A 23,736-nucleotide genomic window follows, 5' to 3' on the forward strand; every position below is an offset into this window, starting at 1 on the left:
GGTTGCAATATAAAACCAGACTCCTTACCGTACAACTGGTTTTATATTGAAACCACACAAGGAAGCCTGTGATGAAACCTGACCACCCGTTAAGCGGCGCCGTGGTGCTGCTGTTTGCCGTCGCCTGCGGCCTGGCCGTCGGCGATGTGTATTACGCACAACCATTGCTCGATGCCATGGCCGAAGCCTTCGCCATGGACCCGGCAACCATCGGTATCGTCATCACCCTCACCCAGATCGGTTATGGCGTGGGCCTGTTGTTGCTGGTCCCTCTGGGGGATCTGCTCAACCGTCGCCGATTGATCGTCTTGCAAACCCTGCTCTCGGCACTGGCATTGTTGATGATCGCGTTAGCGCCGAGCAGCACCTGGCTGTTGCTCGGCATGGCGCTGACCGGATTACTGGCGGTCGTGACGCAAGTCCTGGTGGCCTACGCCGCGACGCTGGCCATCCCGGCGCAACGTGGACGTGTGGTAGGCGTGATCACCAGCGGCATTGTCGTCGGCATTCTGTTGGCACGAACGGTGGCCGGCGGCATGGCCGACCTGGCTGGTTGGCGTTCGATTTATCTGCTGTCCGCCGGGTTGACCCTGGTGATGGCGCTGCTGTTGTTTCGTGTGCTGCCCAGGCACGAAGACGCGCGACCGGATAGCGCTTACGGCGCGTTGATCGGCTCAGTCTTCACGTTGTTCAAGGAAGAACCGGTGTTGCGTCAACGGGCCACCCTTGCCCTGCTGACGTTCGCCAGCGCCATGGTGCTGTGGACCCCTTTGGTATTGCCGTTGAGCACCCCGCCGCTTTCACTGTCCCACACCGAAATCGGACTGTTCGGGCTGGCCGGGGCTGCCGGCGCACTGGCCGCTGCTCGCGCCGGGCATCTGGCCGATCGTGGCCTGGGTCAATGGACCAGCGGACTGTCGTTGTTGCTGATGCTCGCCTCATGGCTGCCCATCGCCCTCACTCAATCCTCGCTGTGGGCGCTGCTGCTCGGGGTGATTACGCTGGATCTGGGTTTGCAGGCCGTTCATGTCACCAGCCAGAGCATGATCTACAGCGTGCGCCCCGAAGCGCAAAGCCGACTCACCGCCGGCTACATGCTGTTCTATTCGATCGGCAGCGCCTTGGGCTCTATCGGTTCGACGGCGATGTATGCCTGGGGTGGCTGGATTGCGGTGTGCTGGCTGGGTGCGGGCATCAACGCCGTAGCGTTGATCTATTGGTGGCTGACGCTGGCCACCAAAGACCAGCCGATAGAGATGGCTTCACACTGACCGGTAGGAGCTGCCGCAGGCTGCGATCTTTTGATCTTAGAAATCGAAGGTGCCCCAAAATCAAAAGATCGCAGCCTGCGGCAGCTCCAACGCCTATTGCGTACATCTTCCTCTTACCAACTGCTACCGATCCCTGCCCCGCAACATGCTGTCCAGCACCTCATCGCGGCGCACCCAACCGTGAAACAACGCCGCTGCCAGGTGCAGCAGCACGGTCAGGAACAGTAGATACGCCAGATACCTATGTGCCTGGCGCAAGAACGCAAACAACTGCGCATTCGCCGGCAGGATCGACGGCAGTTGCAACGAGCTGCTGAGCATCACCGGATCGCCAGCCGCCGAAATCATCGCCCAGCCCAGCAACGGCAAAATCAGCATCAAGGCGTACAGCAAGACATGCGAAGCCTTCGCCGCGAGCACTTGCCAACCCGGCAGGTCCGCCGGCAGCGGTGGTTGCCGGGTCGAAAAACGTACGGCCAGACGCACGACCACCAACAGCAGAATGGCGATGCCCAACGGTTTGTGCAGGTGGATCAGCCACTCATGGCGCTCGGACACCGAGGCCACCATGCCGGCGCCGATGAACAGCATCGCGATGATCATCAGCGCCATCAGCCAATGCAGCAGCCGCGCCAGGGGAGCGAAATGGTTCGGTTGAGCGCTCATTGATGAGACTCCTGCTTGGCGTTGGGCAACTGATTCACTTCGCTGGTGCGACGCAAATAGGAATTGGCATAGCCCGCTGAACGAGTGGCGAGCAGCGGGTCGTCGGAGCCTTCGATACCGCTGGGCAATACCAGTGGGTCGTAGTTGATGTCACGGCACTCGCCATTGAGTTGTGGCTGGGTGCTTTCGAGCACCAGAGTGCCGGCGTTCAGTACTTTTCGGTCACCGGGCCAGGTCTTGCTCGCGTCGTTGACCGGGTCCCCGGGGTTCGCCAGGGTGATGTTCAACTGCCAACGCAGCGGTCCGGCGGACAAACGCTGAACCAGATCCTTCTCCAGAAAGTCAGCGCCCTCCGGTGCCGTCGCGCCCGCCGCATCCTGAGCAACCGGGGTCATGCTCCAACGCACCGCTTGCCGCTGCCCCGCTGCGTTCACCAGGTAAAACGCATTGACGCTGTTATACGTCTCGGTCGCATAACTGGCAGAAGGTTTGGCGGTCTTGATCCAGGCCAGAAACGGCGCGGCTTCCGGGTGAGAACCGAAGAATGTCGGCACCACCGCAGGATTCGGTTTGCCGGTGGCCGGGTCCGGTGACTGCGCCTGTTGCAGCTGATAGAACGCCTCGGGCGTGCCCACCGGGAACACCGGCATGCTGTTCATCCCGGTGCGCCACTGCTGACCGTTGGCCTGGGTAAAGCGCAACGCCAGGCTGCGGATCGGCACGCTGTTGTCCGGTGCGTAAGGGTTGCCGGCAGGCAGCGCGAAACGCCCGACCACCGGGGTCCGCGCTTCATTGAACACTTGGGCGCTGGAATACTCGCGCACCTGGCCGCTGCTCTCGAAATGCCCGATCACGCACACCCCTTTGGCGTGGTTGCGACGGAACCCCGGGTGCACGCCGTTGTTTTTCTCCAGCACATTGATCAACGCTTTCGGCGTCAGGCGCTGTGGGTCGAGTGTGCCGTTGACGTAGGCAAAAGCCCCGGCCAGCGCGGCGACCACCACGGCGATGCCGGTCAGGCGCAACGTCAGGCTCGCGGTGCTCAGGGGCGGCCGAGACGGCCCTGTTGTAGATGAGCGATCAACCATGAAAGTCTCCGGGGCCGTAGGCCACAGGGGGAAAGAGCTATGAGACGAACGTCACGTAGGATTATTCCCCCTGAACTGTAGTTTCTTTCAAAGCACCGCTAGCGACGAATCCTCAAGGTTGGTCAAACCGGGTTAAAACTCGGCTCACGCTTCTGCAAAAAAGCCTGCATACCTTCCTGTTGCCCCCCCGTGGCAAACAAGCCATGAAACACTCTTCGCTCGAAAAGAAGGCCTTCACGCAACCCTGACTCCAGTGCCCGGTCCACTGACTCGCGCGCAGCGAGTGTGGCGGTTTTGGCGAAACCGGCAATGGTCTGCGCTGCGGCCAAGGATTGCTCCAGCAGATCGCTGGCAACGATGACCCGCGACACCAATCCTGCCCGCTCGGCCTCTTCGGCCGACATCGAGCGTCCGGTCAAAATCATGTCCATGGCCTTCGACTTGCCGATCAGGCGCGTGAGACGTTGGGTCCCGCCCATTCCAGGCATCACCCCCAATCTGATTTCCGGTTGGCCAAAACGAGCGTTATCCGCAGCAAAGATCAGATCGCACATCATGGCCAACTCACAGCCGCCACCGTATGCATAACCGGCAACAGCGGCCAGCTTGGGCGTACGCAACGCGGCAAAGGCTTCCCAATCGGCGAAATAATCCTCATGGACCATGTCCAGGTAAGATTTTCCGTACATCTCCTTGATGTCGGCGCCAGCCGCAAAAAAATCCGCTGTCCCGGTGATCACGAAACAGCCGACTCCGGGGTCGCGGTCCAGCCGTTGCAAGGTGTCCAGCAGTTCGCGCATCAGGGCCGAACTCAAAGCATTCCTGGCATGCGGGCGATTAAGACGAATCAATACGACTCGATCATGACGTTCGATCAATGTGTGCATGGTGATCTCATTAAATAGATGTGAAATGTTTGAATGAAAAACGCTCTTGGCACACTTCAGGAATCCCAGATTGCGCCATACGCCGGAATGCCTCGCCCTTCCATTTCCTCAACCACTCGCTGGGTGAGCGTCTGGTTCGAAATGCAGATCACCGCCTCGGCACCGAACGAGCGAACCGCGTCATAAGCCAGTTGCACAAGGTCTGGCTTGCCGAGCACATCGGTGTCCCAGATCAAGGCATCAGGATTGGCCCGCAGGATCTCTTCCACCAGTTCGTCACCGTAGGTTTTTCGCGGGCTGCGGGTCGACCAGACCAGCCGTATCGGTACTTGCCTGGCCAACAAATGGGGCAACACCGGGCCGATGCCGCTGCCCGTGGCGATGTACACCACCGATTTGAACAGGGTTTCGATGTGCGCCACGCCAGCGGTGGTAATGCCTTTGACCCAGACATGCGTCGGCATTTGCTCGATGAACTCGCCGGTCCAGTCACCTGCCCGGGAAATGATCAGGCGAAAACCCGCTTCACCCGGTGCGGGAATATTGGCAAAGGAATGCCACTCCATCAGCGGGTTGAGACTGATGGCGTTGGAGGAGCCGGCAAACGGCGTGACATGGCCAAAACGGGCTATTACCGCATGAGAAGAAGGCCTGATCAGTTGCACCGGCACTTTGCGCAGACGAAACCATGGCAAGGCGATGCTGAACGTCAGCACAATCAACATCCAGAATGCCACCGACGTCGACAGCGCCTCGCTCACGGAGGCCTGCGGGTTCTGGTCCCGGGTAAACAGAACGCTCCATACCCAGAACAGGGCAAGTGCGGTCCACCCACCAAAGCGGTGCATTCGCTCGAAGCCGTTGTGAAAACGCCCGCGAATCCGCGGGTGAGCCATGACGGCCACCAGCAGCAAGATCCCCAGCAACCCGGCGCTCACCCCGAGCAGCGCCAGAGAAACGCCGCCCAAGCTTTCAGTCCAATGCCAGGCCAGGGAGCCACTCAACACCGCGAACCAGCCAATAGCCGCCAACGCGCCGCCGCTGTGCAAACCGCCGAAATGATAAACCTTGGCCAGTGAGCGGCGAATCGCAAGCGGCCAGCAAGTGGGCGCCCGGGTTGCCAGCCAGAACAACAGATTGATGATGTATTGCTGGCGAATCAAAATCGCCATCGATAGATTCGCCACCACCAAACCCGACAACGCTTCAAGGACGATCCCTGAAGATGTCCACCACTGCCCGGCAGTCATCCCATGCACCAGCGCCGCGCTATTGAGCGCAAGCACCAGGGCTACCAGGCGGTTGTAATGAGAAAATATCGGCAACGTTCCCAATCGCCGCCACAGCGGGTATTTGGCGGGCAGCGCGGTATCCGGATTTACCCCCTTCATGCGCTCACCCCTTGCCCGGTCGCCGCGGCAAGGTCGGCCCGATGTGTCATCGCCCACTCCAGCAACAAGCGTTTGTCCACCTTGCCGCGTGAGGTCAGCGGAATGTGCTCCACGGCGAGGATCAGCGAAGGAACGCAATAATAGGCAAGCCGCTCTTCACAGCGCCGTCTTGCATCATCGATGTCCGTGGTAACGGGGTAGACGAAGGCCACCAGATGGCGACTGTCGAGTTTCAACGTGACCGCCCGCTCGCAGCGATCAGATGACTCCAGAGCCGCAGAAACAGAGTCGAGCTCCACCCGAAACCCTCTGACCTTGACCTGATCATCGACGCGCCCCAGGTGTTCAAGTTCGCCGCTCGCGGTCCAGCGCCCCAGGTCCCGTGTGCGGAACATCATCCGGCCTTGCCCCAGAAACGGGTCAGGCCGATAGCGTTCGGCGGTCAATGTCGGGTTGCCCAAATAACCGGCTGTCACACAGTCGCCACCGGCCCACATCTCGCCTTGCTCACCCGTCTCGCACAGCTGGCCCGCCTCGTCCAGGACGTACACCGTGTTGTTGGGCGTGGGTTTGCCAATCGTCAGCGCACCTGCGCCCCTGTAATGCTGCAGGGTGTTGACGATGGTGGTTTCGGTCGGGCCGCAGGCATTGTAAAAAGTGCAGAACGAGGACCAGCGATCAGCCAGGGGCTGAGGGCAAGGCTCCCCGGCAAGGGCCACGACCTTGACTTGCTGACAACGCAATGGATCGAGTGTGCCGAGTATCGAAGGTGTAGCGATCAGCACATCGCATTGTTCGGCCGTCTGGGCGATGTCCTTGCCACGGATCATCAAGGTCGCGCCATGCGCCAGACACCCGAGTATTTCCCAGGCCGCCATGTCAAAGGCAATGTTAAGTATCTGTCCGACCTTGAGCCCAGGCCGCATGCCGAGATTGCCAGGAGCTGTCAGCAAAATATTGCACACATTGCGGTGGGTCACCCGAACCCCATTGGGCAGGCCGGTGGTGCCGGAAGTAAACAGCACGAAGCACAATCGATCCGGGGTCGATGACAGCGAACAGGCCACATTCGGGTCATCAGCGGGTGTTGACGCAACCTCCATGAACTCATCGAGGCAAATGCAGTGTTGCTGCGACGTCAGGGGAATTCGCGATTCGAGGCTCGACAGTGTCAGCACCACCCGCGTCGAGGCCACGTCCATGATGTGGCGCAATTGCGCGGTGGGAGTAATCCCTACGTGCTGAGGGATGTAGGCAGCACCCACTTTCAATGCGGCCAACATTCCCACCAGCATCGGGATCGAACGTTCCACAAACAAGGCCACGTGATCACCCGGGGCGACGCCCTGCTGACGCAACAGCGTGGCCAGTCGGTTGGCCTGCCGGTTCAGTTCACCATAGGTGATGGTTTCGCCCTCACAATGGGCGGCAATGCCCTGAGGTCTGGCGGCGGCTTGCGCCTCGATAGCGTGATGGATCAGAAGATACTCAGGCTCAACCGTCGGCCCACGACCGAACCGCGGCCACACGTCATGGGTGTTGTTGTCCGGAAGCAGCGAACACATCGATGCCGACTCAAGGGAAATTTTGCACTCTTGCATGTTAAAAAATTCTCTTCAGGCTCAATATTTACGTTCAAGCACAGGTGGTTCTGCGCAGTCTGGTGAGAGGCTGGGCTGACTGCCTGAGCTTGCTGCATGGGTTGAGCCGCGAAGTTCGATGCCATTACATGGATTACAAACCCATCAGAAATCTCCTACACAAATAAGTAATGGTTTTCCCCGACGAAGGAATAAACCACGGTGGCCGGCGTCCTTCTTGTCAGTGCCATTCATCACAGCCAGAGAACACGCCTTCTCCATGAACAACATCGACGGACAATTGCGTGAAATCATTCCCAGGCTGCGGCGCTTCGCCGTGTCGCTGACGCGCAACCCCAGCAGTGCCGATGATCTGGTGCAGACAAGCCTGGAACGAGCGCTGTCGAATTGGAGCGCTAAACGTCCGGAGGGCGACCTGCGGGCCTGGCTGTTTTCGATTCTTTATCGGCAGTTTCTCGACGCCCACCGCCGCTCCCGGCGGTATGCGCGGATGCTCGAATTCTTTACCGGGCGCGACGATGCGCAGCCTTCGGTAGAACGCACGGTAATCGCCCAGTCGACCCTGCAAGCCTTCGATCAGCTCAGCACCGAACAGCGCGCACTGCTGCTCTGGGTGTCGGTGGAAGGCTTGAGTTACAAGGAGGTCGCCGAGATTCTCGACGTCCCCATCGGCACCGTGATGTCGCGCCTGTCCCGCGCTCGTCAGGCCTTGCGCCAGCTCAGCGACGGCGAAATCACCCGCCCTTCCCTGCGGAGACTCAAATGATCAGCATGCCGCCCAGCGAGCGTGACCTGCACGCCTACGTCGATCACCAACTCAGCGATGCCGACCGACATCAGGTGGACACTTATCTGGCCAGCAATGCCAAAGTCGCCGCGCAAGTACGCGCCTGGCAGCAGGACGCCCAGCAATTGCGCGCAGCCCTGAGCGGCGCCTTGCAGCAACCGGCCAACCCGCAACTTGACCCGGCGCTGATTCGCCAGCGCCTCAAACGCCAGTCGCGCCGTCATCTGGCCAGTGCCGCGGTGTTGTTGATTGCGGTCAGCGTCGGCGGATTGGGCGGTTGGCACGCGCGGGAGATGACTCTGGTCAGCCCCCCACTGCCGATGGCCGATGCGATGCAGGCCTACCGACTGATTGCCCAGCAAGGCATCCTGCCGGCGGATTACCAAGTCAGCGACGATGGCGATATGCAAGGCTGGCTCGACCGCTATTTCAGCCAGGCCCATCGCCTGCCGAACTTGGCGGGGGCAGGCTACAAACCGGTCAGCGGCCGTTTGCTCAGTACCGAGCAAGGGCCGGCAGCGATGGTGGTTTACGAAGATCATGGCGGCCACAAAGTCAGCTTTTACGTCCGTCCGCCGGGACCGAAAAACTTCCTCCTGCCCCGCGGCAGCCGCAGCGACGGCGATCTGCAGGCCGAGTATTGGTCGGATGCCGGGTACAACTACGCGCTGGTCAGCCCGAGTGACACACCGGCGGCGCAGATGCTCAAGCAGACACTGAAGTTCTGATCCGGGTTGTGGTCACCCCTGCCCAAACACCTGCGAAGGCCTGCGCAACAGCGGGTCGAACGGGTTGATCCGCGGCCCGATCAACGCCGCTTCGCGCTTGAGCATTTCCACCACGGTCGGCAAACGATCCGGCCCCAGGCGATCACTGATCGTGGCCACGCTCAACGCCGCCACTGCCCGGCCGTCGCGATCGAGGATCGGCACGGCCACGCCGGCCATGCCCTGCAACACGCCGGTGTTGCGCCCGGCGTACCCCAGCGCGCGCACATTCTCGACTTCCGAGCGCAGGAACACCTCGTCATACAGGTGAAAATCCTTGAGCCGCGGCAAGTTGTAGTGAATCACCGTGTCGCGTTCCTCTTGCGGCAGGAATGCCAGAATCGCCAGGCTGCCCTGACCCACGCCGAGCGCCACCCGCCCGCCGATGTCACCGGTAAATGTGCGGATCGGAAACGGCCCTTCACTGCGGTCCAGACAGATCGCATCAAAGCCACTGCGCGCCAGCAAAAACAGCGAATCGCCCAGCGATGCCGATAACCGCAGCAATGCCGGCCGCGCCAGTTCGCGCAGGTTGTTGGTATTGCCGGCGCGGGCCGCCAAGGCAAAAAACTCCAGGCTCAGGCGATAGCGTTTGCTGCGGGCGTCCTGCTCGACCATGCCCTCGTCCATCAAGCTGCGCAGCAAGCGGTGGGTAGTCGGTTGCGACAAGCCGATGCGCTGCGCCAGTTGCGTCACGCGTTCGCCGCCCTCGACGGTGTCACCCAGGCTGCGCAGCACCGCAAACAGTCTTGAGACCGCACCGACACCGACTTCATTTTTGTTTTCATTCCGATCAGTGGAATCTGACATTTGATTTCTCATCAATAAATTTACTCACTGAATAAAACTGAAAATAGTCATCGCTTCAGTGAAATAGGTTATTGAGCCCATCCTATTCTTCGTCCTACTCTGCGTCCATACAGGGGCGATTCGAACAACAACGGCAGCCGACACACGTCGAGCGCCAACGCACCCCGCAACATCTTTTCGTATCTGCCCATACAAAAAAGCGCGCCGTTGGCGACGCATAACAATCTCAGGTGGAGCGCAGTCATGGCTTTTGTGCAGCTTGAAAACCTCGGCAAACGATATGGCGAGATCGACGCAGTCGTCGCCACCAATCTGTCGGTGGAAAAAGGCGAGTTCGTCTCACTGCTCGGCCCCTCCGGCTGCGGCAAAACCACCACCCTGCAAATGATCGCCGGCTTCGTCGAAGTCAGCAGCGGACGCATTGTGCTGGACGGTCGCGACATCACCCACGCCAAACCCGCCAGCCGTGGCCTGGGCGTGGTGTTCCAGAGTTACGCGCTGTTCCCGCACATGACCGTGCAAGACAACGTCGCCTTCGGCCTGCGCATGCGCAAAGTGCCCAACGGTGAGTTGCAGCAACGGGTGGACCGGGTGCTGAAACTGGTTCGCCTGCACCAGCACGCCGAGCGTTATCCACGGGAGCTTTCCGGCGGCCAGCGCCAGCGTGTGGCACTGGCCCGGGCGTTGGTGATCGAACCGCCGGTGTTGCTGCTCGACGAACCGCTGTCCAACCTCGACGCCAATTTGCGCGAAGAGATGCAGTTCGAAATCCGCCGCATCCAGCGCGAAGTCGGGATCACCACGCTGATGGTCACCCACGACCAGTCTGAAGCGCTGTCGATCAGTGATCGGGTAGTGGTGATGCAGGCCGGGCGCATCACTCAGATCGACGCGCCCTACACCCTCTACGAACACCCGCGCACCGAGTTCATTTCCGGGTTCGTCGGCAAAGCCAATCTGCTGCCCGGTGAGCGAGATGGCGCCGGTGTGGTTCAGGTGTGCAACACCGGCAACAGCGAACTGACGTTAAGCCTGCGCCCGGAGAAAATCGATCTGCGGGAAAAAGGCCATGGTCGTCTGCAAGGCAAGATCGCCAGCCGCTTCTTCCTCGGCAGCCAATGGTTGTACGGCGTAACGACAACCCTGGGCGAACTCTGCGTGGTGCGTCGCAACGACGGCTCGGCGCCACTGGCCGAAGGCACGGCGGTCGGCCTCGACTGGGACGCGGCACTGCTGCGGGTGCTGAGTGTCGACGAGGTGTCGGCATGAATACGCTCGCCGCCATCCGCCAGGGACGCCAAGGGTATGTGTTGTCGGCGCCGGCCCTGGCGTTGTACGTCGGCCTGCTGGCGATCCCGCTGCTGCTGACGCTGGTGTTGTCGTTGAACGTCTTCGACTACAGCGCGGGGATCAACAGCGACGCCTACACCTTCGCCCATTACAGCAGCCTGCTGGGCGATCCGTACTTCTACGAGATCTTTCTGCGCACGATGTGGATCAGCGCCCTGACCACCCTGCTCTGCGTGCTGATCGGCGTGCCCGAGGCCTACATCCTCAGTCGCATGGGCGCACCGTGGCGTTCGATTTTCCTGATTCTGATCCTCACGCCGCTGCTGATTTCGGTGGTGGTGCGGGCGTTCGGCTGGAGCCTGTTGCTGGGCGCCGACGGGCTGGTCAACCAGACCTTGCAAGCCTTCGGTGGCTCGCCGATGAAGCTGCTCTACACGCCGTTCGCAGTGGTGATCGCGCTGGTCCACGTGATGCTGCCGTTCATGATCATTCCGGTCTGGACCTCGCTGCAAAAACTCGACCCGGCCGCCGAACAGGCCGCGCTGTCACTGGGCGCCAGCCACTTCACGGTGATACGCAAAGTAGTGTTGCCGCAGGTCATGCCCGGCGTGCTCTCCGGCACCTTGATCGTGTTCGGCCTCGCGGCCAGTTCCTTCGCCATTCCCGGCCTGCTGGGCGGACGCCGGCTGAAGATGGTCGCCACGCTGATCTACGACCAGTACCTGTCGGAGCTGAACTGGCCGATGGGCGCCGCGATTGCCGTAGCCCTGCTGTTGCTCAACCTGCTGATCATGCTGTCGTGGAACCGGATGATCGAAGGCCGCTACAAGAAGTCATTGGGATAATTCGTCATGTCCAGAAACGGTCCTTTCGCCCTGCTGTTCCATGCCCTGGTGGTGCTGTTCATGCTCGCGCCGCTGGTGGTGGTGTGCCTTGTCGCCTTCACCCCGGAAAACACCCTGAGCCTGCCGACCACGGATTTCTCCCTGCGCTGGTTCCGCGCCGTGTTCGAACGCGCGGACTTTGTCGATGCGTTCTACAACAGCCTGATCCTGGGCTTCAGCGCGGCCAGTCTGGCGACGCTGATTGCGGTGCCGGCGGCGCTGGCGATCACCCGCTTCGAGTTCCCCGGACGGGACTTCTTCAACGCCCTGTTCCTGTCGCCGATCATCATTCCACACCTGGTGCTGGGGGTGGCGTTGCTGCGCCTGTTCGCGCTGATGGGCGTCAACGGCAGCTTCGCCTGGCTGATCTTCGCCCATGTGCTGGTAATCACGCCGTATGTGTTGCGGCTGGTATTGGCGTCGGCCATCGGCCTGGACCGCAGCGCCGAACACGCCGCGCAATCCTTGGGCGCCGGGCGCTTCACGCTGTTCCGGCAAATCACCTTGCCGATGATTCTGCCGGGGGTCGCCGGTGGCTGGCTGCTGGCGTTCATCAACAGTTTTGACGAGGTCACGTTGTCGATCTTCGTCACCTCGCCGGCTACTCAGACGTTGCCGGTGCGCATGTACGTGTACGCCACCGAATCCATCGATCCGATGATGGCGGCGGTGTCGGCCCTGGTGATCGCGCTGACCGCGCTGACGATGATTCTGCTCGATCGGGTCTACGGCCTGGATCGGGTTCTGGTGGGTAAACAATGAGGGCGCCATGGCTCTGCTGAAACGACTGGCCGAAGGCGACCGCCCGGCCCTGGACTTTACCCTCGACGGCTTGCCTGCCAGCGGCTTGCTCGGCGACACCCTGCTGACCGCCGTGCTGACCTGCAGCGAACACCTGCGCGGCAGCGACTTCAGCGCCGAACCCCGCGCCGGCTTCTGCCTGATGGGCGCCTGCCAGGACTGCTGGGTACGCCTGGGCGATGGCCGCCGGGTGCGGGCCTGCTCGACGCTGCTTGAGGCCGGCCAGCAGGTCAGCCGCGAACCGGGGCGCTCGGTATGAACGCTGTGGTGATCATCGGCGCCGGCCCCGCCGGGATTCGTGCGGCACAGACGCTGGTGGCGCATGGCGTGCGCCCGGTTCTGCTGGACGAAGCCGCACGCGGTGGCGGGCAGATTTATCGGCGGCAACCGGCGAACTTCAAGCGCTCGCCCGTCAAGTTGTATGGCTTCGAAGCCCCCAAGGCCAAGGCGCTGCATCAAACCATCGACGCACTGCGCGAACAACTCGATTACCGCCCCGACACGCTGGTGTGGAACGCCGAGGCCAACGCTCTCGACACCTTGCACGCGGGTCACGCTGCGCGCGTGGCGTTCTCCCGGGTGATTGTCGCCACGGGCGCCACCGACCGCATTCTGCCGGTGCCGGGCTGGACGTTGCCGGGGGTGTACAGCCTCGGCGCGGCGCAGATCGCCTTGAAGTTTCAGGGCTGTGCCATTGGTGAACGCGTGGTGTTCGCTGGCAGCGGACCGTTGCTGTACCTGGTGGCCTATCAATACGCCAAGGCCGGCGCCAACGTGGTCGCGGTGCTCGACAGTTCGCCGTTCAGCGCTCAGGCCCGCGCCCTGCCCGGTCTGTTGTCGCAACCGGCTACCCTCGCCAAAGGCCTCTATTACCGCAGCTGGCTGACCGCCCAGGGCATCCCGGTGCATCAGGGCGCCAGCCTGTCAGGCATCGATGGCCAACAGCGTGTGCAATCGCTGAACTGGCGCAACGCAAAAGGCCAACATCGGATCGACTGCGACGCCGTCGCCTTCGGCCATGGCCTGCGCAGCGAAACCCAACTCGCCGACCTGCTGGGCTGCGAATTCACCTGGAACCCGCTCAACCGCGCCTGGCTGCCACAGCGCGACAGCGCCGGGCGCAGCAGCGTCGCCGAGGTGTACCTGGCGGGTGACGGCGCCGGCATCATGGGTGCCGACGCGGCGGAAATGGCCGGTGAACGGGCAGCCCTGGCCTTGCTTGAAGACAGCGGTTACCTGCTCCCGCCACAACGTGCCACCCAGCTGGAACAGTCGCTGAAAGAAATTGGCAGATTCCGCCAAGGTCTTGAGCGTGCCTTTGCCTTCCCCGAAAGCTGGGCCGCCGACGCTGAGGATGACCTGATGATCTGTCGCTGCGAAGAAGTACGCGCCGGCGACATCCGCCAGGTGGTGCGCGAAGGTCACTGGGAGATCAACCGGGTCAAGGCCCATTGCCGGGTCGGCATGGGTCGCTGTCAGGGCCGGATGTGCGGGGCCGCCGCCGCGGAAATCATTGCCTGCCAAAGTCAGCGTTCAGTAGCCGACATCGGTCGGTTGCGGGCTCAGGCACCGATCAAACCCTTGCCGTTCGGACTGGAGGTCGAGCCATGATCGAGGTCGAGGCAGTCATCATCGGCGGTGGCATTGTCGGGGCCTCCGCCGCCCTGTTTCTGAGCAAGGCTGGCCGACGCGTGGCGCTGCTGGAACGGGATTTTTGCGGTTCGCATTCCAGCGGCGTGAACTATGGCGGTGTGCGTCGTCAGGGCCGGCCGCTGTCGCAATTGCCGTTGTCGCAACGGGCTCACGAGATCTGGGGACAGCTGCCACAACTGATCGGCATCGACGGCGAGTACCAGCGCAGCGGTCACTTGAAACTCGCCCGCAGTCTCAACGATTTACGAGCGTTGCAGGATTACGCCGCCAGCAGCCAGGGGTTCGGCCTCGATTTGCAGATGTTTGATCGCGATGAGTTGCGCGCACGTTTTCCGTGGGTCGGAGACGTCGCGGTCGGTGCTTCGCTGTGCCCGGACGATGGCCACGCCAACCCGCGCCTGGTGTCGCCGGCGTTTGCCCAAGCGGCACGTCGGCATGGCGCGCAGGTGCATGAGCAATGCGCAGTCACGGCGGTGGACCACGATGGTCAGCGCTTTCGCGTCAGCACTCAATCCGGCCTCGAACTGCGCGCCCCCTGGCTGCTGAACTGCGCCGGCGCCTGGGCCGGCAACCTTGCCGCGCAATTCGGTGAAGCGGTGCCGATGCATGCCGGGCACCCGGCGATGCTGGTCACCGAGCCCTTGCCGCTGGTGATGAATGCCAGCACCGGCGTCGAGGGCGGCGGCATCTATGCCCGCCAGGTCACGCGGGGCAATTGTGTATTGGGCGGCGGTCAGGGCTTTGCCCTTGATGGTGCCCGCGCCCGGCCTGGTCAGAGCGCGGTGATCGAGATCCTGCGTCAGGCCGTCGAGCTCTACCCGTTTCTTGAAGGCGCCCAGGCAATTCGTACCTGGAGCGGCACCGAAGGGTATCTGCCCGATCGCCAACCGGTGATCGGTCACAGCAGCACGCAACCCGGTCTGTTGCACGCATTCGGCTTTGCCGGCGCGGGCTTTCAGATCGGGCCTGCGGTGGGCCAGGCGCTCACCGAGATCATCTGTAGCGGCGCGTCAAAGACGTCGCTGGATGCGTTTTCCATCACCCGGTTTCACTCCATCTCCGTAGCTTGATAGAGGAAGGTCGCGCCAATGAATAACCTCAAACGCACTGCACTGCTCGGTTTGTCCTGCATGAGCGCCCTGCTCACGGTCACCCAGGCCCAGGCCGAGCCGACGCTATACCTGGGCATGAACGGCGGGACCATGGAGCGGCTCTACGCCGACAAGGTGCTGCCGGCTTTCGAGAAAGCCAATAACGTCAAAGTGGTGATCGTGCCGGGGACCTCGGCCGATATTCTGGCCAAGGTCCAGGCCAGCAAAGGCAACCCGCAATTGCACGTGATGTTCCTCGACGACGGCATCATGTACCGCGCCATTGCCATGGGCTTGTGCGACAAACTCGAAGACAGCCCGACCCTGGCGCAGATTCCGCCCAAGGGCCGCATCAAGGATCAAGCGGTGGCGGTCAGCCTCGGCGTTACCGGGTTGGCGTACAACACGCGGCTGTTCAAGGAAAAAGGCTGGAACCCGCCGACCTCCTGGATGGACATGGCCGATCCTCGATACAAGGACAAGGTTGTGTTCCAGTCGATGGCCTCCTCGACCTTCGGCCTGCACGGTTTCCTGATGTTCAACCGGATTCAGGGCGGCAGCGAAACCAACGTCGAACCGGGGTTCAAGGCCTGGCCGAACACCGTCGGGCGCAACGTGCTGGAGTACATTCCGAGTTCGGCGAAAATCTCCGAAATGCTCCAGACCGACGAAGCGGCGCTGTTCCCGCTGACCCCGACCCAGGTCACCGCGCTGAAACTCAAGGGCATGCCGGTGGAATATGCGCAGCCAAAGGAAGGCTCGGTGGTGCTCAACGTGGCCGAATGCGCCATCGCCAACAACACCCAGCCGGAACTGGCGCAGAAGCTCGCCGCCTTCTTGCTGACACCTGAAGCACAGGCTGCGGCGCTTGAAGATGGCGATCAGATTCCGTCGAATCCGAATACGCCAACCACCGACAAGACCCGCGGTCAGGTCGAGGCAATGAAACACTATCTGGAAACGGCGATTGCCATCGATTGGGATCAGGTCAACGAACAGCGCCCGGCGTGGAATGACCGGTGGAATCGCAGTATCGAGCGCTAACCTCGAAGATCAAAAGATCGCAGCCTGCGGCAGCTCCTACAGGGCCTGGTGTTCATCCGCGATATTTCGGTGAGCATCGATCCAAGGAGCTGCCGCAGGCTGCGATCTTTTTGCGGCCCCTCCACAGTTGCCAGAGTGGTCGGGTTATTCCCCATTTGGTTAAAATACGCCGCCGCGGCTCAGGGGAAGCCGGCCAAAAGATTACGGGGTGACATCACAGTGGCCGTTCGACCGCCCAACCGTGCGCGACTCACACCACGCTGGCCAGCGCTGCGCCGTTTTTTCGGCAAGGTATTGGCGGCACCGACCAGTGGCAGCGCGCAAGGTCGAGTGATCCACGACTACTTCCGCCACAAGGCCCATGTTCAGGGCTACACCCTCAGCCACAGCCAGTTGCGCGTGATCGACTGCATGGCGCAACACGCGTCGGCGCTGCCGGGGCCATCGGCGCCACTCCCCGGGCTTTACCTCCATGGTGCGGTCGGGCGCGGCAAGAGCTGGCTGCTCGACGGTTTTTTCCAGGCCATCCCCGTCACGGCCAAACAGCGCCTGCACTTCCATGAGTTTTTTGCGCAATTGCACCAGGGCATGTTCAGCCATCGCGATCAGCCCGATGCGCTGGCAACCACCCTCGACGAACTGCTGCAAGACTGCCAGGTGCTGTGTTTCGATGAATTCCACGTGCATGACATCGGCGATGCGATGCTCATCACGCGGTTGTTCAAGGCGCTGTTCCGCCGGGGGATTCTGCTGCTGGTGACCTCAAATTACCCGCCGGAAGGTTTACTGCCCAACCCGCTCTACCACACCCGCTTCAAACCAGTGATCGACCTGATCAACACGCGCATGCAGGTGATGGAAGTCGGCGGCCCCCATGATTACCGCAGTCAGGCGCGAACCCATGCGCAGCAGCTGTTTACCCAGGGCCAGTACGTCTGGCCGGCCACGGTAACCCAGCGTCAGGCGCTGCACCTGCTCGAACACGACGCACCGCCCATTCGGCTTCCCGTCGGGACACGACACCTTCAAGCCCGATACTGCGAAGGGCGAACCATCGGCTTCACTTTCGCCGACCTGTGTGAACACCCCACCGCCGTCATGGACTACCTGGAACTGTGCCGGCGCTTCGACCGCTGGATCATCGACAAACTGCCCAGCCTCGCCGACTGTTCAATCGCCTCCCAGCAACGCTTTATCAACCTGATCGACGTCTTGTACGACCAGGACAAACACCTGATTCTGCTCGGCTACCAGTCATTACGCGAATGCCTGGACGGCGATGCCATCGATCTGGCGCGTACGCGCAGCCGGCTGGGGCAGTTGCTGGAGGTCAGGGAACTCGCCTGACAGCCACCACCACTTTCCCGCTATCATGTCGCCCATTTCCAAGGCCCTAGCGCCTTCCTTCAGATCAATAGCGAACCTGCCTATGCACACCCTCGCACAACTGCGCGCCGGCCAATTGTCGGGTATCACCCGCCTGGACCTGGTCTGTGGCCTGACCGAATTCCCCCGGGAAATCTTCGACCTGGCGGACTCGCTGGAAGTGCTCAACCTCAGCGGCAACGCCTTGCGCAGCCTGCCGGACGATCTGCACCGCCTGACCCGTTTGCGCGTGCTGTTCTGCTCGGACAATCAGTTCACCGAACTGCCCGCCTGCCTCGGCCAGTGTACGGCCCTGACGATGATCGGTTTCAAGGCCAACGCCATCGAACACGTGCCGGCCGCCGCCCTGCCGCCGCTGTTGCGCTGGCTGATCCTGACCGACAACCGCATCACGGATCTGCCAACCGAACTGGGCGAGCGCCCGCACCTGCAAAAACTCATGCTCGCCGGCAACCGGTTACAGCGTTTGCCCGAGAGCCTGAGCCACTGTCATCGACTTGAGCTGATCCGCATTGCCGCCAACCAGCTCACCGAGCTTCCCGAATGGCTGCTGACCCTTCCGGGCCTGACCTGGCTGGCGTACGCCGGTAACCCATTGGAAACCGAAGCCGATGCGGCGGCACTTGAAGCCACGGCGAGCATTCCCTGGTCCGAGCTGAGCCTGGAGAAGAAGCTGGGCGAAGGCGCGTCGGGGGTCATTCATCAGGCGTTGTGGGAACAGACGAAACAGGTTGCGGTAAAACTCTATAAAGGCGAAATGACCAGCGACGGCTCGCCGTTGCACGAAATGAACGCCTGCATCACTGCCGGTATCCACCCCAACCTGATCCGGGTCGAAGGGCGGATCGTCGGGCACCCACAGGCGCAAGCCGGGCTGGTGATGCAGCTGATCGACCCGAGCTACCGCAACCTGGCCAGCCTGCCGAGCCTGGCGTCCTGCTCCCGCGACATCTATGCCGACGACACCCGGTTCAGCGCCGGCGTGGCAATGCGCATCGCCAGTGGCATCGCCTCGGTGGCCGAACACCTGCACCGCCAAGGCATCACCCACGGCGACCTCTATGGCCACAACATTCTGTGGAACGAGCATGGCGATTGTCTGTTGGGGGATTTTGGCGCGGCATCTTTCCATGCCACCTCAGACAGCCTTGAAAGCCGTGCGCTGCAACGGATCGAGGTACGGGCGTTCGGGATCTTGCTGGGGGAGTTGCTGGAGCGGATCGACTCGGGGTTGAGCGCTGAACAGCGGGTCGCGTTAGAGGATTTACAGCAGCGCTGCTGTCAACCGGATGTGTTGGCGCGGCCGGGGTTCAGTGAGGTTGGCCGCGTGTTGCAGGAAATTATTGCGGCGTATTGAAAAAAAGATCGCAGCCTTCGGCAGCTCCTACGCGCCTGTGGGCGCTGGCGAAGCCTGCGATCTTTTACTGTTTAACCCGCCAACCCGACAAACATGTCCTGCACGTCATCGTGGTTATCGAGGCCTTCGAGGAACGCTTCGACTTCTGCCATCTGCTCGTCGCTCAAGCCGCTCACCGGGTTCTTCGGCTGGTAACCCAACTTGGCCGACAACACGGTGAAGCCTTGCTCCGGCAGCGCTTTCTGTACCGCGTCCAGGTCCGCAGGATCGGTCAGGAACAGCGTCGCGCCGTCTTCGCCCGGCTCGAAATCCTGGGCGCCGGCTTCGATCGCGGCCATTTCCGGATCGGCGTCAGGGCTGTCCGGGGACGCCTCGATCATGCCGACGTGGTTGAAGTCCCAAGCCACCGAACCGGAAGCGCCCAACTGGCCCTTGCGGAACGCGACGCGGATTTCAGCGACGGTGCGGTTGATGTTGTCAGTCACGCATTCAACGATCAGCGGCACCTGATGCGGTGCGAACCCTTCATACGTCACGCGATGGTATTGCACGGTTTCACCGAGCTGGCCGGAGCCTTTCTTGATCGCGCGTTCCAGGGTTTCGCGAGGCATCGAGGCTTTTTTCGCCTGTTCGACCACCAGACGCAGGTGTGCGTTGGTGGCGGTATCGGCACCGTTGCGCGCAGCAATGGTGATTTCCTTCACCAGTTTGCCGAAGATCTTACCCTTGGCGTTGGCTGCCGCTTCTTTGTGTTTAACCTTCCACTGTGCGCCCATTACTCACTCTCTTGATCTGTGGCGCCGAGACATCTATTGGCCGACGCGTAGCGCAAGTTTATACGGCCTAAAGATGCCAATCGACCAAAAATTCCAAGATATTCAGCCCATGACGGGTCGACATCTTCACCAATGTTTGTAGGGCGATTCTGAAAAGTCGATTTGCGGTGACGCTTCAGGGCTGTGGTTTCGTACCCTCTGCGCCCATTCCCATGGCAGAAGCGCGCTCGATGCACAACGACAAGGAAAGCCCCTACACCCTGACACTCCTCGACGGCGGTCTGAGTTTGCAGGTGTTGCAATTCAATGGCCGCGAGGGCCTCAACCAGCCCTATCGATTCGACATCGAGGTGATCGGCCTCGCACCGGCGATGAACCTGGATCGGTTGCTGCAACAACCGGCGTTCCTGAGGCTGTCGGCTGATCAGGGCATTCACGGCGTGATCCACAGCGTCAGCCGCGAACATCGCGGCCCGTATCGGGTCGGCTACTCACTGGTGCTGGTGCCCCATCTGCAACGACTTCAGTTGCAAAGCTCGCGTCGGGTATTTCATCGTCTCAGCGTGCCGGCGATCATGCGTCAGTTGCTGGAGAAGCATCAGCTGCCCGAGCATAGCTATCGCTTCGACCTGACCTGCGGCCACTACCCGCTGCGGCCCTTTTGCATTCAGTACGATGAGAGCGATCTGGCCTTCATGCAGCGGCTGTGTGAAGAAGAAGGCATCCACTTCCACTTCGAACATCAGCACGACGGGCACGTGCTGGTCCTGGCCGATGACAGCCTGAGTTTCCCGCAGGAACCGCTGCTGATGCCGTTCCATGCCGACGTATTCAACGACCCGCTCTTGCCGGCGATCAGCGAATTGTTCCAGCGCCATGACCCGGCCCCCGCCCCGGCACAATGGGATGCCAGAAACCGCGGCGCGCAGGTGATTGGCGACGGCGCGGCCAACCATCCGCTTGCCGGAACGGGCCCGGTTACGGCAAGACCCGCGCCCGAACAGCTTCATCGCGAACAGCTGGGCCGCCGCTTGCTGGAACGCCTGCGTTGCCAGTACCGGCAGATCCACGGCCAAAGCACCTTGAACGAGCTGCGCAGCGGACGAATCGTGCAAGTGGCGCAGCACCCGCTCTCGAGTTTCAACGATCAGTGGCTGCTGACCGACATCCAGCACCAGGGGCTGCAGCCGTCGATTCTCGCCGAGGATGAACCCGGCATTGCCCGGCGCTACAGCAATCGTTTCACCGCCATTCCCTGGTCAACGGTATTCAGGCCGGCGCTCAAACAGGTCAAGCCGAGCATCCCGGGCTATCAGACCGCCCGGGTGCTGGGCCCCGTCGGGCAACCGGCTGCACTCGATGAGCAAGGCCGAATACAGGTCTGCTTGTGGCCGAAACCGGCGTTCGAGGCGGATGAGTCCGTTGGGCTCTGGCTACCGGTCGCCCTCACAGCACCGGACGGTCGGATCGATCCGTCCAGGCTGCCCATGGCCGGCACCGAAGTGTTGGTCAGTTTTCTCGACAGCGACCCGGACCGGCCGGTGCTGTGTGCCGGCATGGGCCACCTCCAGCCTTCCCGGCCCGCTCCCGAACCACGCCGCGATGCGCATCTACTGCTCGATTGGCTGATCAACCGCTCGGACCTCCTGCCGTGATTTTACCGGGTCGCTCCCACAGGAATTTAGGCTGGCCGCCTACCTTGTATACGACGCAAAACCTGTGGGAGCCTGGCTTGCCCGCGATAGCCGCGCCGCGCTCTACCCGACGGGCGCCAGCCCAAAAAACGCCTGTATCAAGCGCAAATCCCGCCGCCGTTCCATACAACCGATCATGTGCCGATTGACCAGCCCCTCCCCAATAACCGGCACCTCCATCTACCAACGCTTCATGCCGCTGCAGATCGAAAAAATCGCCGAACATTCGGCGCTGATTCCGGGCGCCCTGGACACCATCACCAACCTGCGTCAGCAAGGGATCAAGATCGGCTCGTGCTCCGGTTACCCGAAACAGGTCATGGACAAAGTGGTGGAACTGGCCGCCACCAACGGCTATGTCGCCGGTCACGTGGTCGCCACCGACGAAGTGCCCAACGGCCGCCCATGGCCCGCTCAGGCCCTGGCCAATGTGATTGCGCTGGGCATCGATGACGTCGCGGCCTGTGTGAAGATCGACGACACGGTGCCGGGCATTCTCGAAGGTCGCCGCGCCGGCACGTGGACCGTGGCGTTGATCTGTTCCGGCAACGCGCTGGGTCTGGACTACGAAGGCTATCGCGCCATGAGCCGCGACAAACTGGCCAGCGAACGCAAGCGCATTCATGCCCTGTTCGAAGGCTCGCGACCGCACTACATGATCGACACCATCACCGATTTGCCCGAGGTGATCGCCGACATCAACAAGCGCCTGGCCAACGGCGAAATGCCGCAAACCAACTGATTGCACCTCTCGCCTCCTAAAAAAACGCCGGTTCCTTTGATGGAGCTGGCGCTTTTTTGTGGCCGATCACTTGATTTAGAGCATTGAACGGCCCATTTGCCTCGGGCAAATCCTGCGAAACAGGATTACAGTTAACGCACGCCGTCGAACAAGAACGGTGACTTCAGACCAGACTTGTGAGGAAACACCGTATGCCCTGGAAGAATTCCGAATCACGCTACAGCACCGTATCGATCGCGCTGCACTGGTTGATGCTGGTTCTGTTAATACTGGTCTACGCCTGTATCGAATTTCGCGGGATCTTTCCCAAAGGCAGTGGCGGCCGAACGCTGATCAAGGAAGCGCACTTCATGCTCGGCCTGACCGTGTTCGTGCTGGTCTGGTTGCGGCTGTTCGCCCGCAGCCTGGGGCCAGCGCCGCAGATCTTCCCGGCCTCGCCCCACTGGCAAACCGTGGTTGCCAGGCTGATGCACTGGGCACTGTATATTTTCATGATCACCATGCCGGTTCTGGGTTGGCTGATTACCAGCGCCGAGGGGCATCGGGTGATGTTCTATGGCGTTGACCTGCCGTTGCTGATCGAGGAAAACAAACCGCTGGCCAAGCAGTTCCAGGGCTGGCATGAGCTCGGCGCCACCATCGGTTATTGGCTGATCGGGTTGCACGCGGTGGCCGGGATTTACCACCACTATGTGGTGCGCGATAACACCTTGCTGCGGATGATGCCCAAACGCGGTTAATCGCGACCGCTTTGCTCGAAACCCCGGCGGCCCTGCAAGCCGCCGGTGTGGATGAAGATCAGGCGCGTGCCTTGGGGAAATTTACCAGCTTCGACCTGTTGCTTGAGAGCCATGAGCGCTTTGCCGGTGTACAGCGGCTCGAAAAGAATGCCGCTGGCCTGTTCGGCCTGCTCGATGAATGCAAGCAGCTGCGGATCGACTTTGGCAAAACCGCCACGGCTGGCGTCCAGTAGCTCATACAAGGGATCGACCCAACCGGCTTCCTGCCCAATCATCTCGACCTGCTGCGCCACGCCATGATCATCGGGCACCGCCAGCGCGCCATACACCGGGTGTTCACCCGCCTCGGCCAGCACCAGACCGGCCAGGGTCGTGCCCGTTCCGCAGGCCAGCCACCAGCCGTCGTAATGGCTCCAGCCCAGACCACTCAGTTGCTCGCGGGCCTGTGCCACCAGCTGCATGCAGCCCTTCGCCCCACGCAAGCCGCCACCACCTTCCGGCACCGGTTGCAGCTCGGGATACTGTGCCTGCCACGGCTGCCAGAAACCCGGCTCATGCCGCGCTCGATAACCGCCATAACCCAGCCAGTGCAACTGCATGCCGAACGCCTGCAAGTCCTTTACGGTCGGGGTGTCTTGCGGATGCCCGCGCAGCAAACCGACCGTGGTGAAACCGAAGCGCTTGCCCGCGGCGGCCAATGCGTGGAGATGGTTGGAGTGAGCACCGCCCAGGCTGATGATGCCTTGGGCGCCGTTCTGGTCGGCGGCTTTCAGGTGTTCGATGAGTTTGAACCACTTGTTGCCACTGATCAGCGGGTCGATCTGGTCCAGACGCAGGATGGCGACGTCGATGCCGGCGGTGGTGAGCCAGTCGAGGTGAAGGGGTTCGAGGGGGGCTTGGGGGAGCCAGTCTGTTGGAGGGGAAAGCATTGATGCCGGCTCTGGGTAAAGAGCCGGTATCTTAGCAGCAGACTTGTGGCGAGGGAGCTTGCTCCCGTTCGGCGGCGCAGC

At 61.7% G+C, this 23,736-nt stretch carries 22 protein-coding genes and 2 pseudogenes; 15 read left to right on the forward strand and 9 right to left on the reverse strand.

Annotation, left to right across the window (positions count from 1 at the left end; all coding sequences use genetic code 11):
- Positions 1-71 precede the first annotated feature (71 nt).
- Complete coding sequence (locus AC1D2Q_RS01875; RefSeq protein WP_477812050.1) at positions 72-1,271, forward strand: MFS transporter; 1,200 nt, start codon at positions 72-74, stop codon at positions 1,269-1,271.
- Between the two features lie 123 nt (positions 1,272-1,394).
- Here AC1D2Q_RS01875 and AC1D2Q_RS01880 read toward each other — a convergent pair whose 3' ends face one another.
- From AC1D2Q_RS01880 to AC1D2Q_RS01900, 5 genes are all read right to left on the reverse strand, one after another.
- Positions 1,395-1,937 (reverse strand): cytochrome b, encoded by a 543-nt coding sequence (locus tag AC1D2Q_RS01880; RefSeq protein ID WP_477812051.1) that lies wholly within the window; start codon positions 1,935-1,937, stop codon positions 1,395-1,397.
- Positions 1,934-3,025, reverse strand: coding sequence for a catalase family peroxidase (locus AC1D2Q_RS01885; RefSeq protein ID WP_477812052.1), 1,092 nt, complete (start codon positions 3,023-3,025; stop codon positions 1,934-1,936). The genes AC1D2Q_RS01880 and AC1D2Q_RS01885 overlap by 4 nt, the downstream gene beginning before the upstream one ends.
- Before the next feature lie 122 nt (positions 3,026-3,147).
- A complete protein-coding gene (locus AC1D2Q_RS01890; RefSeq protein ID WP_477812053.1) occupies positions 3,148-3,912 on the reverse strand; it encodes an enoyl-CoA hydratase-related protein in 765 nt (254 codons plus the stop codon).
- Between the two features lie 56 nt (positions 3,913-3,968).
- Positions 3,969-5,303 carry a ferredoxin reductase domain-containing protein gene (locus AC1D2Q_RS01895; RefSeq protein ID WP_477812054.1) on the reverse strand — a complete coding sequence of 445 codons (1,335 nt, stop codon included), beginning with the start codon at positions 5,301-5,303 and terminating at the stop codon, positions 3,969-3,971.
- Positions 5,300-6,868 carry an amino acid adenylation domain-containing protein gene (locus AC1D2Q_RS01900; RefSeq protein WP_477812055.1) on the reverse strand — a complete coding sequence of 523 codons (1,569 nt, stop codon included), beginning with the start codon at positions 6,866-6,868 and terminating at the stop codon, positions 5,300-5,302. The genes AC1D2Q_RS01895 and AC1D2Q_RS01900 overlap by 4 nt, the downstream gene beginning before the upstream one ends.
- 295 nt (positions 6,869-7,163) lie before the next feature.
- On the opposite strand from AC1D2Q_RS01900, the gene AC1D2Q_RS01905 reads away from it, so the two are divergent.
- Positions 7,164-7,670, forward strand: a complete 507-nt coding sequence (locus AC1D2Q_RS01905; protein WP_477812056.1) for an RNA polymerase sigma factor — start codon at positions 7,164-7,166, stop codon at positions 7,668-7,670.
- The gene (locus tag AC1D2Q_RS01910) at positions 7,667-8,419 is read left to right on the forward strand and encodes an anti-sigma factor family protein (RefSeq protein ID WP_477812057.1); all 753 of its coding nucleotides are present in this window, start codon (positions 7,667-7,669) and stop codon (positions 8,417-8,419) included. The genes AC1D2Q_RS01905 and AC1D2Q_RS01910 overlap by 4 nt, the downstream gene beginning before the upstream one ends.
- 12 nt (positions 8,420-8,431) lie before the next feature.
- Here AC1D2Q_RS01910 and AC1D2Q_RS01915 read toward each other — a convergent pair whose 3' ends face one another.
- Complete coding sequence (locus AC1D2Q_RS01915; RefSeq protein WP_018925445.1) at positions 8,432-9,268, reverse strand: IclR family transcriptional regulator; 837 nt, start codon at positions 9,266-9,268, stop codon at positions 8,432-8,434.
- A 243-nt stretch (positions 9,269-9,511) separates the two neighbouring features.
- Between AC1D2Q_RS01915 and AC1D2Q_RS01920 the strand changes: the two genes are divergently transcribed.
- The 9 genes from AC1D2Q_RS01920 (at position 9,512) to AC1D2Q_RS01960 (ending at position 18,774) form a co-directional block, all read left to right on the forward strand.
- On the forward strand, positions 9,512-10,537 hold the full coding sequence (locus AC1D2Q_RS01920; protein ID WP_477812058.1) for an ABC transporter ATP-binding protein: 1,026 nt from the start codon (positions 9,512-9,514) through the stop codon (positions 10,535-10,537).
- On the forward strand, positions 10,534-11,403 hold the full coding sequence (locus AC1D2Q_RS01925) for an ABC transporter permease (protein WP_019648426.1): 870 nt from the start codon (positions 10,534-10,536) through the stop codon (positions 11,401-11,403). The genes AC1D2Q_RS01920 and AC1D2Q_RS01925 overlap by 4 nt, the downstream gene beginning before the upstream one ends.
- A 6-nt stretch (positions 11,404-11,409) precedes the next feature.
- Positions 11,410-12,204, forward strand: a complete 795-nt coding sequence (locus AC1D2Q_RS01930) for an ABC transporter permease (protein WP_477812059.1) — start codon at positions 11,410-11,412, stop codon at positions 12,202-12,204.
- Between the two features lie 7 nt (positions 12,205-12,211).
- Positions 12,212-12,502 carry a (2Fe-2S)-binding protein gene (locus tag AC1D2Q_RS01935; RefSeq protein WP_428631838.1) on the forward strand — a complete coding sequence of 97 codons (291 nt, stop codon included), beginning with the start codon at positions 12,212-12,214 and terminating at the stop codon, positions 12,500-12,502.
- Entirely contained in the window at positions 12,499-13,854 is a 1,356-nt protein-coding gene (locus AC1D2Q_RS01940; protein ID WP_477812060.1) for an FAD/NAD(P)-dependent oxidoreductase, read from the forward strand. The genes AC1D2Q_RS01935 and AC1D2Q_RS01940 overlap by 4 nt, the downstream gene beginning before the upstream one ends.
- Entirely contained in the window at positions 13,851-14,966 is a 1,116-nt protein-coding gene (locus AC1D2Q_RS01945) for an NAD(P)/FAD-dependent oxidoreductase (RefSeq protein ID WP_477812061.1), read from the forward strand. The genes AC1D2Q_RS01940 and AC1D2Q_RS01945 overlap by 4 nt, the downstream gene beginning before the upstream one ends.
- Before the next feature lie 18 nt (positions 14,967-14,984).
- On the forward strand, positions 14,985-16,031 hold the full coding sequence (locus tag AC1D2Q_RS01950) for an ABC transporter substrate-binding protein (protein WP_477812062.1): 1,047 nt from the start codon (positions 14,985-14,987) through the stop codon (positions 16,029-16,031).
- Positions 16,032-16,250: 219 nt separating this feature from the next.
- Positions 16,251-17,378, forward strand: coding sequence for a cell division protein ZapE (zapE, locus tag AC1D2Q_RS01955; protein WP_477812063.1), 1,128 nt, complete (start codon positions 16,251-16,253; stop codon positions 17,376-17,378).
- A gap of 82 nt (positions 17,379-17,460) precedes the next feature.
- The gene (locus tag AC1D2Q_RS01960) at positions 17,461-18,774 is read left to right on the forward strand and encodes a leucine-rich repeat-containing protein kinase family protein (RefSeq protein ID WP_477812064.1); all 1,314 of its coding nucleotides are present in this window, start codon (positions 17,461-17,463) and stop codon (positions 18,772-18,774) included.
- Positions 18,775-18,845: 71 nt separating this feature from the next.
- Here AC1D2Q_RS01960 and AC1D2Q_RS01965 read toward each other — a convergent pair whose 3' ends face one another.
- Positions 18,846-19,550 carry a YebC/PmpR family DNA-binding transcriptional regulator gene (locus tag AC1D2Q_RS01965; RefSeq protein ID WP_007940960.1) on the reverse strand — a complete coding sequence of 235 codons (705 nt, stop codon included), beginning with the start codon at positions 19,548-19,550 and terminating at the stop codon, positions 18,846-18,848.
- A 230-nt stretch (positions 19,551-19,780) separates the two neighbouring features.
- Here AC1D2Q_RS01965 and AC1D2Q_RS01970 point away from each other — a divergent pair, with 230 nt between their 5' ends.
- On the forward strand, positions 19,781-21,205 hold the full coding sequence (locus AC1D2Q_RS01970) for a type VI secretion system Vgr family protein (protein WP_477812065.1): 1,425 nt from the start codon (positions 19,781-19,783) through the stop codon (positions 21,203-21,205).
- A gap of 102 nt (positions 21,206-21,307) precedes the next feature.
- Here AC1D2Q_RS01970 and AC1D2Q_RS01975 read toward each other — a convergent pair.
- Positions 21,308-21,418, reverse strand: a pseudogene (locus tag AC1D2Q_RS01975) (LysR substrate-binding domain-containing protein); the annotation flags it as partial.
- On the opposite strand from AC1D2Q_RS01975, the pseudogene AC1D2Q_RS01980 reads away from it, so the two are divergent.
- Together AC1D2Q_RS01980 and AC1D2Q_RS01985 are read left to right on the forward strand one after the other, a co-directional pair.
- Positions 21,417-21,986 (forward strand): annotated as a pseudogene (locus AC1D2Q_RS01980) (HAD-IA family hydrolase); the annotation flags it as partial. The pseudogenes AC1D2Q_RS01975 and AC1D2Q_RS01980 overlap by 2 nt on opposite strands.
- Before the next feature lie 191 nt (positions 21,987-22,177).
- Complete coding sequence (locus AC1D2Q_RS01985; protein WP_477812066.1) at positions 22,178-22,726, forward strand: cytochrome b; 549 nt, start codon at positions 22,178-22,180, stop codon at positions 22,724-22,726.
- Here the strand turns inward: AC1D2Q_RS01985 and AC1D2Q_RS01990 are convergent.
- The gene (locus AC1D2Q_RS01990) at positions 22,723-23,655 is read right to left on the reverse strand and encodes a 1-aminocyclopropane-1-carboxylate deaminase/D-cysteine desulfhydrase (protein ID WP_477812067.1); all 933 of its coding nucleotides are present in this window, start codon (positions 23,653-23,655) and stop codon (positions 22,723-22,725) included. The two genes, AC1D2Q_RS01985 and AC1D2Q_RS01990, sit on opposite strands and share 4 nt — an antisense overlap.
- Positions 23,656-23,736 lie beyond the last annotated feature (81 nt).

The organism is Pseudomonas sp. P1_A1, assembly GCF_056406935.1.

Bases quoted from the DNA above. Each gene is read 5' to 3' on its own strand.
- AC1D2Q_RS01875 (WP_477812050.1), top strand. From the start codon at position 72: ATGAAACCTGACCACCCGTTAAGCGGCGCCGTGGTGCTGCTGTTTGCC.
- AC1D2Q_RS01925 (WP_019648426.1), top strand. From the start codon at position 10,534: ATGAATACGCTCGCCGCCATCCGCCAGGGACGCCAAGGGTATGTGTTG.
- AC1D2Q_RS01905 (WP_477812056.1), top strand. From the start codon at position 7,164: ATGAACAACATCGACGGACAATTGCGTGAAATCATTCCCAGGCTGCGG.
- AC1D2Q_RS01910 (WP_477812057.1), top strand. From the start codon at position 7,667: ATGATCAGCATGCCGCCCAGCGAGCGTGACCTGCACGCCTACGTCGAT.
- AC1D2Q_RS01885 (WP_477812052.1), bottom strand. From the start codon at position 3,025: ATGGTTGATCGCTCATCTACAACAGGGCCGTCTCGGCCGCCCCTGAGC.
- AC1D2Q_RS01985 (WP_477812066.1), top strand. From the start codon at position 22,178: ATGCCCTGGAAGAATTCCGAATCACGCTACAGCACCGTATCGATCGCG.
- AC1D2Q_RS01890 (WP_477812053.1), bottom strand. From the start codon at position 3,912: ATGCACACATTGATCGAACGTCATGATCGAGTCGTATTGATTCGTCTT.
- AC1D2Q_RS01930 (WP_477812059.1), top strand. From the start codon at position 11,410: ATGTCCAGAAACGGTCCTTTCGCCCTGCTGTTCCATGCCCTGGTGGTG.
- AC1D2Q_RS01965 (WP_007940960.1), bottom strand. From the start codon at position 19,550: ATGGGCGCACAGTGGAAGGTTAAACACAAAGAAGCGGCAGCCAACGCC.
- AC1D2Q_RS01940 (WP_477812060.1), top strand. From the start codon at position 12,499: ATGAACGCTGTGGTGATCATCGGCGCCGGCCCCGCCGGGATTCGTGCG.
- AC1D2Q_RS01990 (WP_477812067.1), bottom strand. From the start codon at position 23,655: ATGCTTTCCCCTCCAACAGACTGGCTCCCCCAAGCCCCCCTCGAACCC.
- AC1D2Q_RS01915 (WP_018925445.1), bottom strand. From the start codon at position 9,268: ATGTCAGATTCCACTGATCGGAATGAAAACAAAAATGAAGTCGGTGTC.
- AC1D2Q_RS01945 (WP_477812061.1), top strand. From the start codon at position 13,851: ATGATCGAGGTCGAGGCAGTCATCATCGGCGGTGGCATTGTCGGGGCC.
- AC1D2Q_RS01880 (WP_477812051.1), bottom strand. From the start codon at position 1,937: ATGAGCGCTCAACCGAACCATTTCGCTCCCCTGGCGCGGCTGCTGCAT.
- AC1D2Q_RS01960 (WP_477812064.1), top strand. From the start codon at position 17,461: ATGCACACCCTCGCACAACTGCGCGCCGGCCAATTGTCGGGTATCACC.
- AC1D2Q_RS01950 (WP_477812062.1), top strand. From the start codon at position 14,985: ATGAATAACCTCAAACGCACTGCACTGCTCGGTTTGTCCTGCATGAGC.
- AC1D2Q_RS01970 (WP_477812065.1), top strand. From the start codon at position 19,781: ATGCACAACGACAAGGAAAGCCCCTACACCCTGACACTCCTCGACGGC.
- AC1D2Q_RS01935 (WP_428631838.1), top strand. From the start codon at position 12,212: ATGGCTCTGCTGAAACGACTGGCCGAAGGCGACCGCCCGGCCCTGGAC.
- AC1D2Q_RS01900 (WP_477812055.1), bottom strand. From the start codon at position 6,868: ATGTGTTCGCTGCTTCCGGACAACAACACCCATGACGTGTGGCCGCGG.
- AC1D2Q_RS01920 (WP_477812058.1), top strand. From the start codon at position 9,512: ATGGCTTTTGTGCAGCTTGAAAACCTCGGCAAACGATATGGCGAGATC.
- AC1D2Q_RS01895 (WP_477812054.1), bottom strand. From the start codon at position 5,303: ATGAAGGGGGTAAATCCGGATACCGCGCTGCCCGCCAAATACCCGCTG.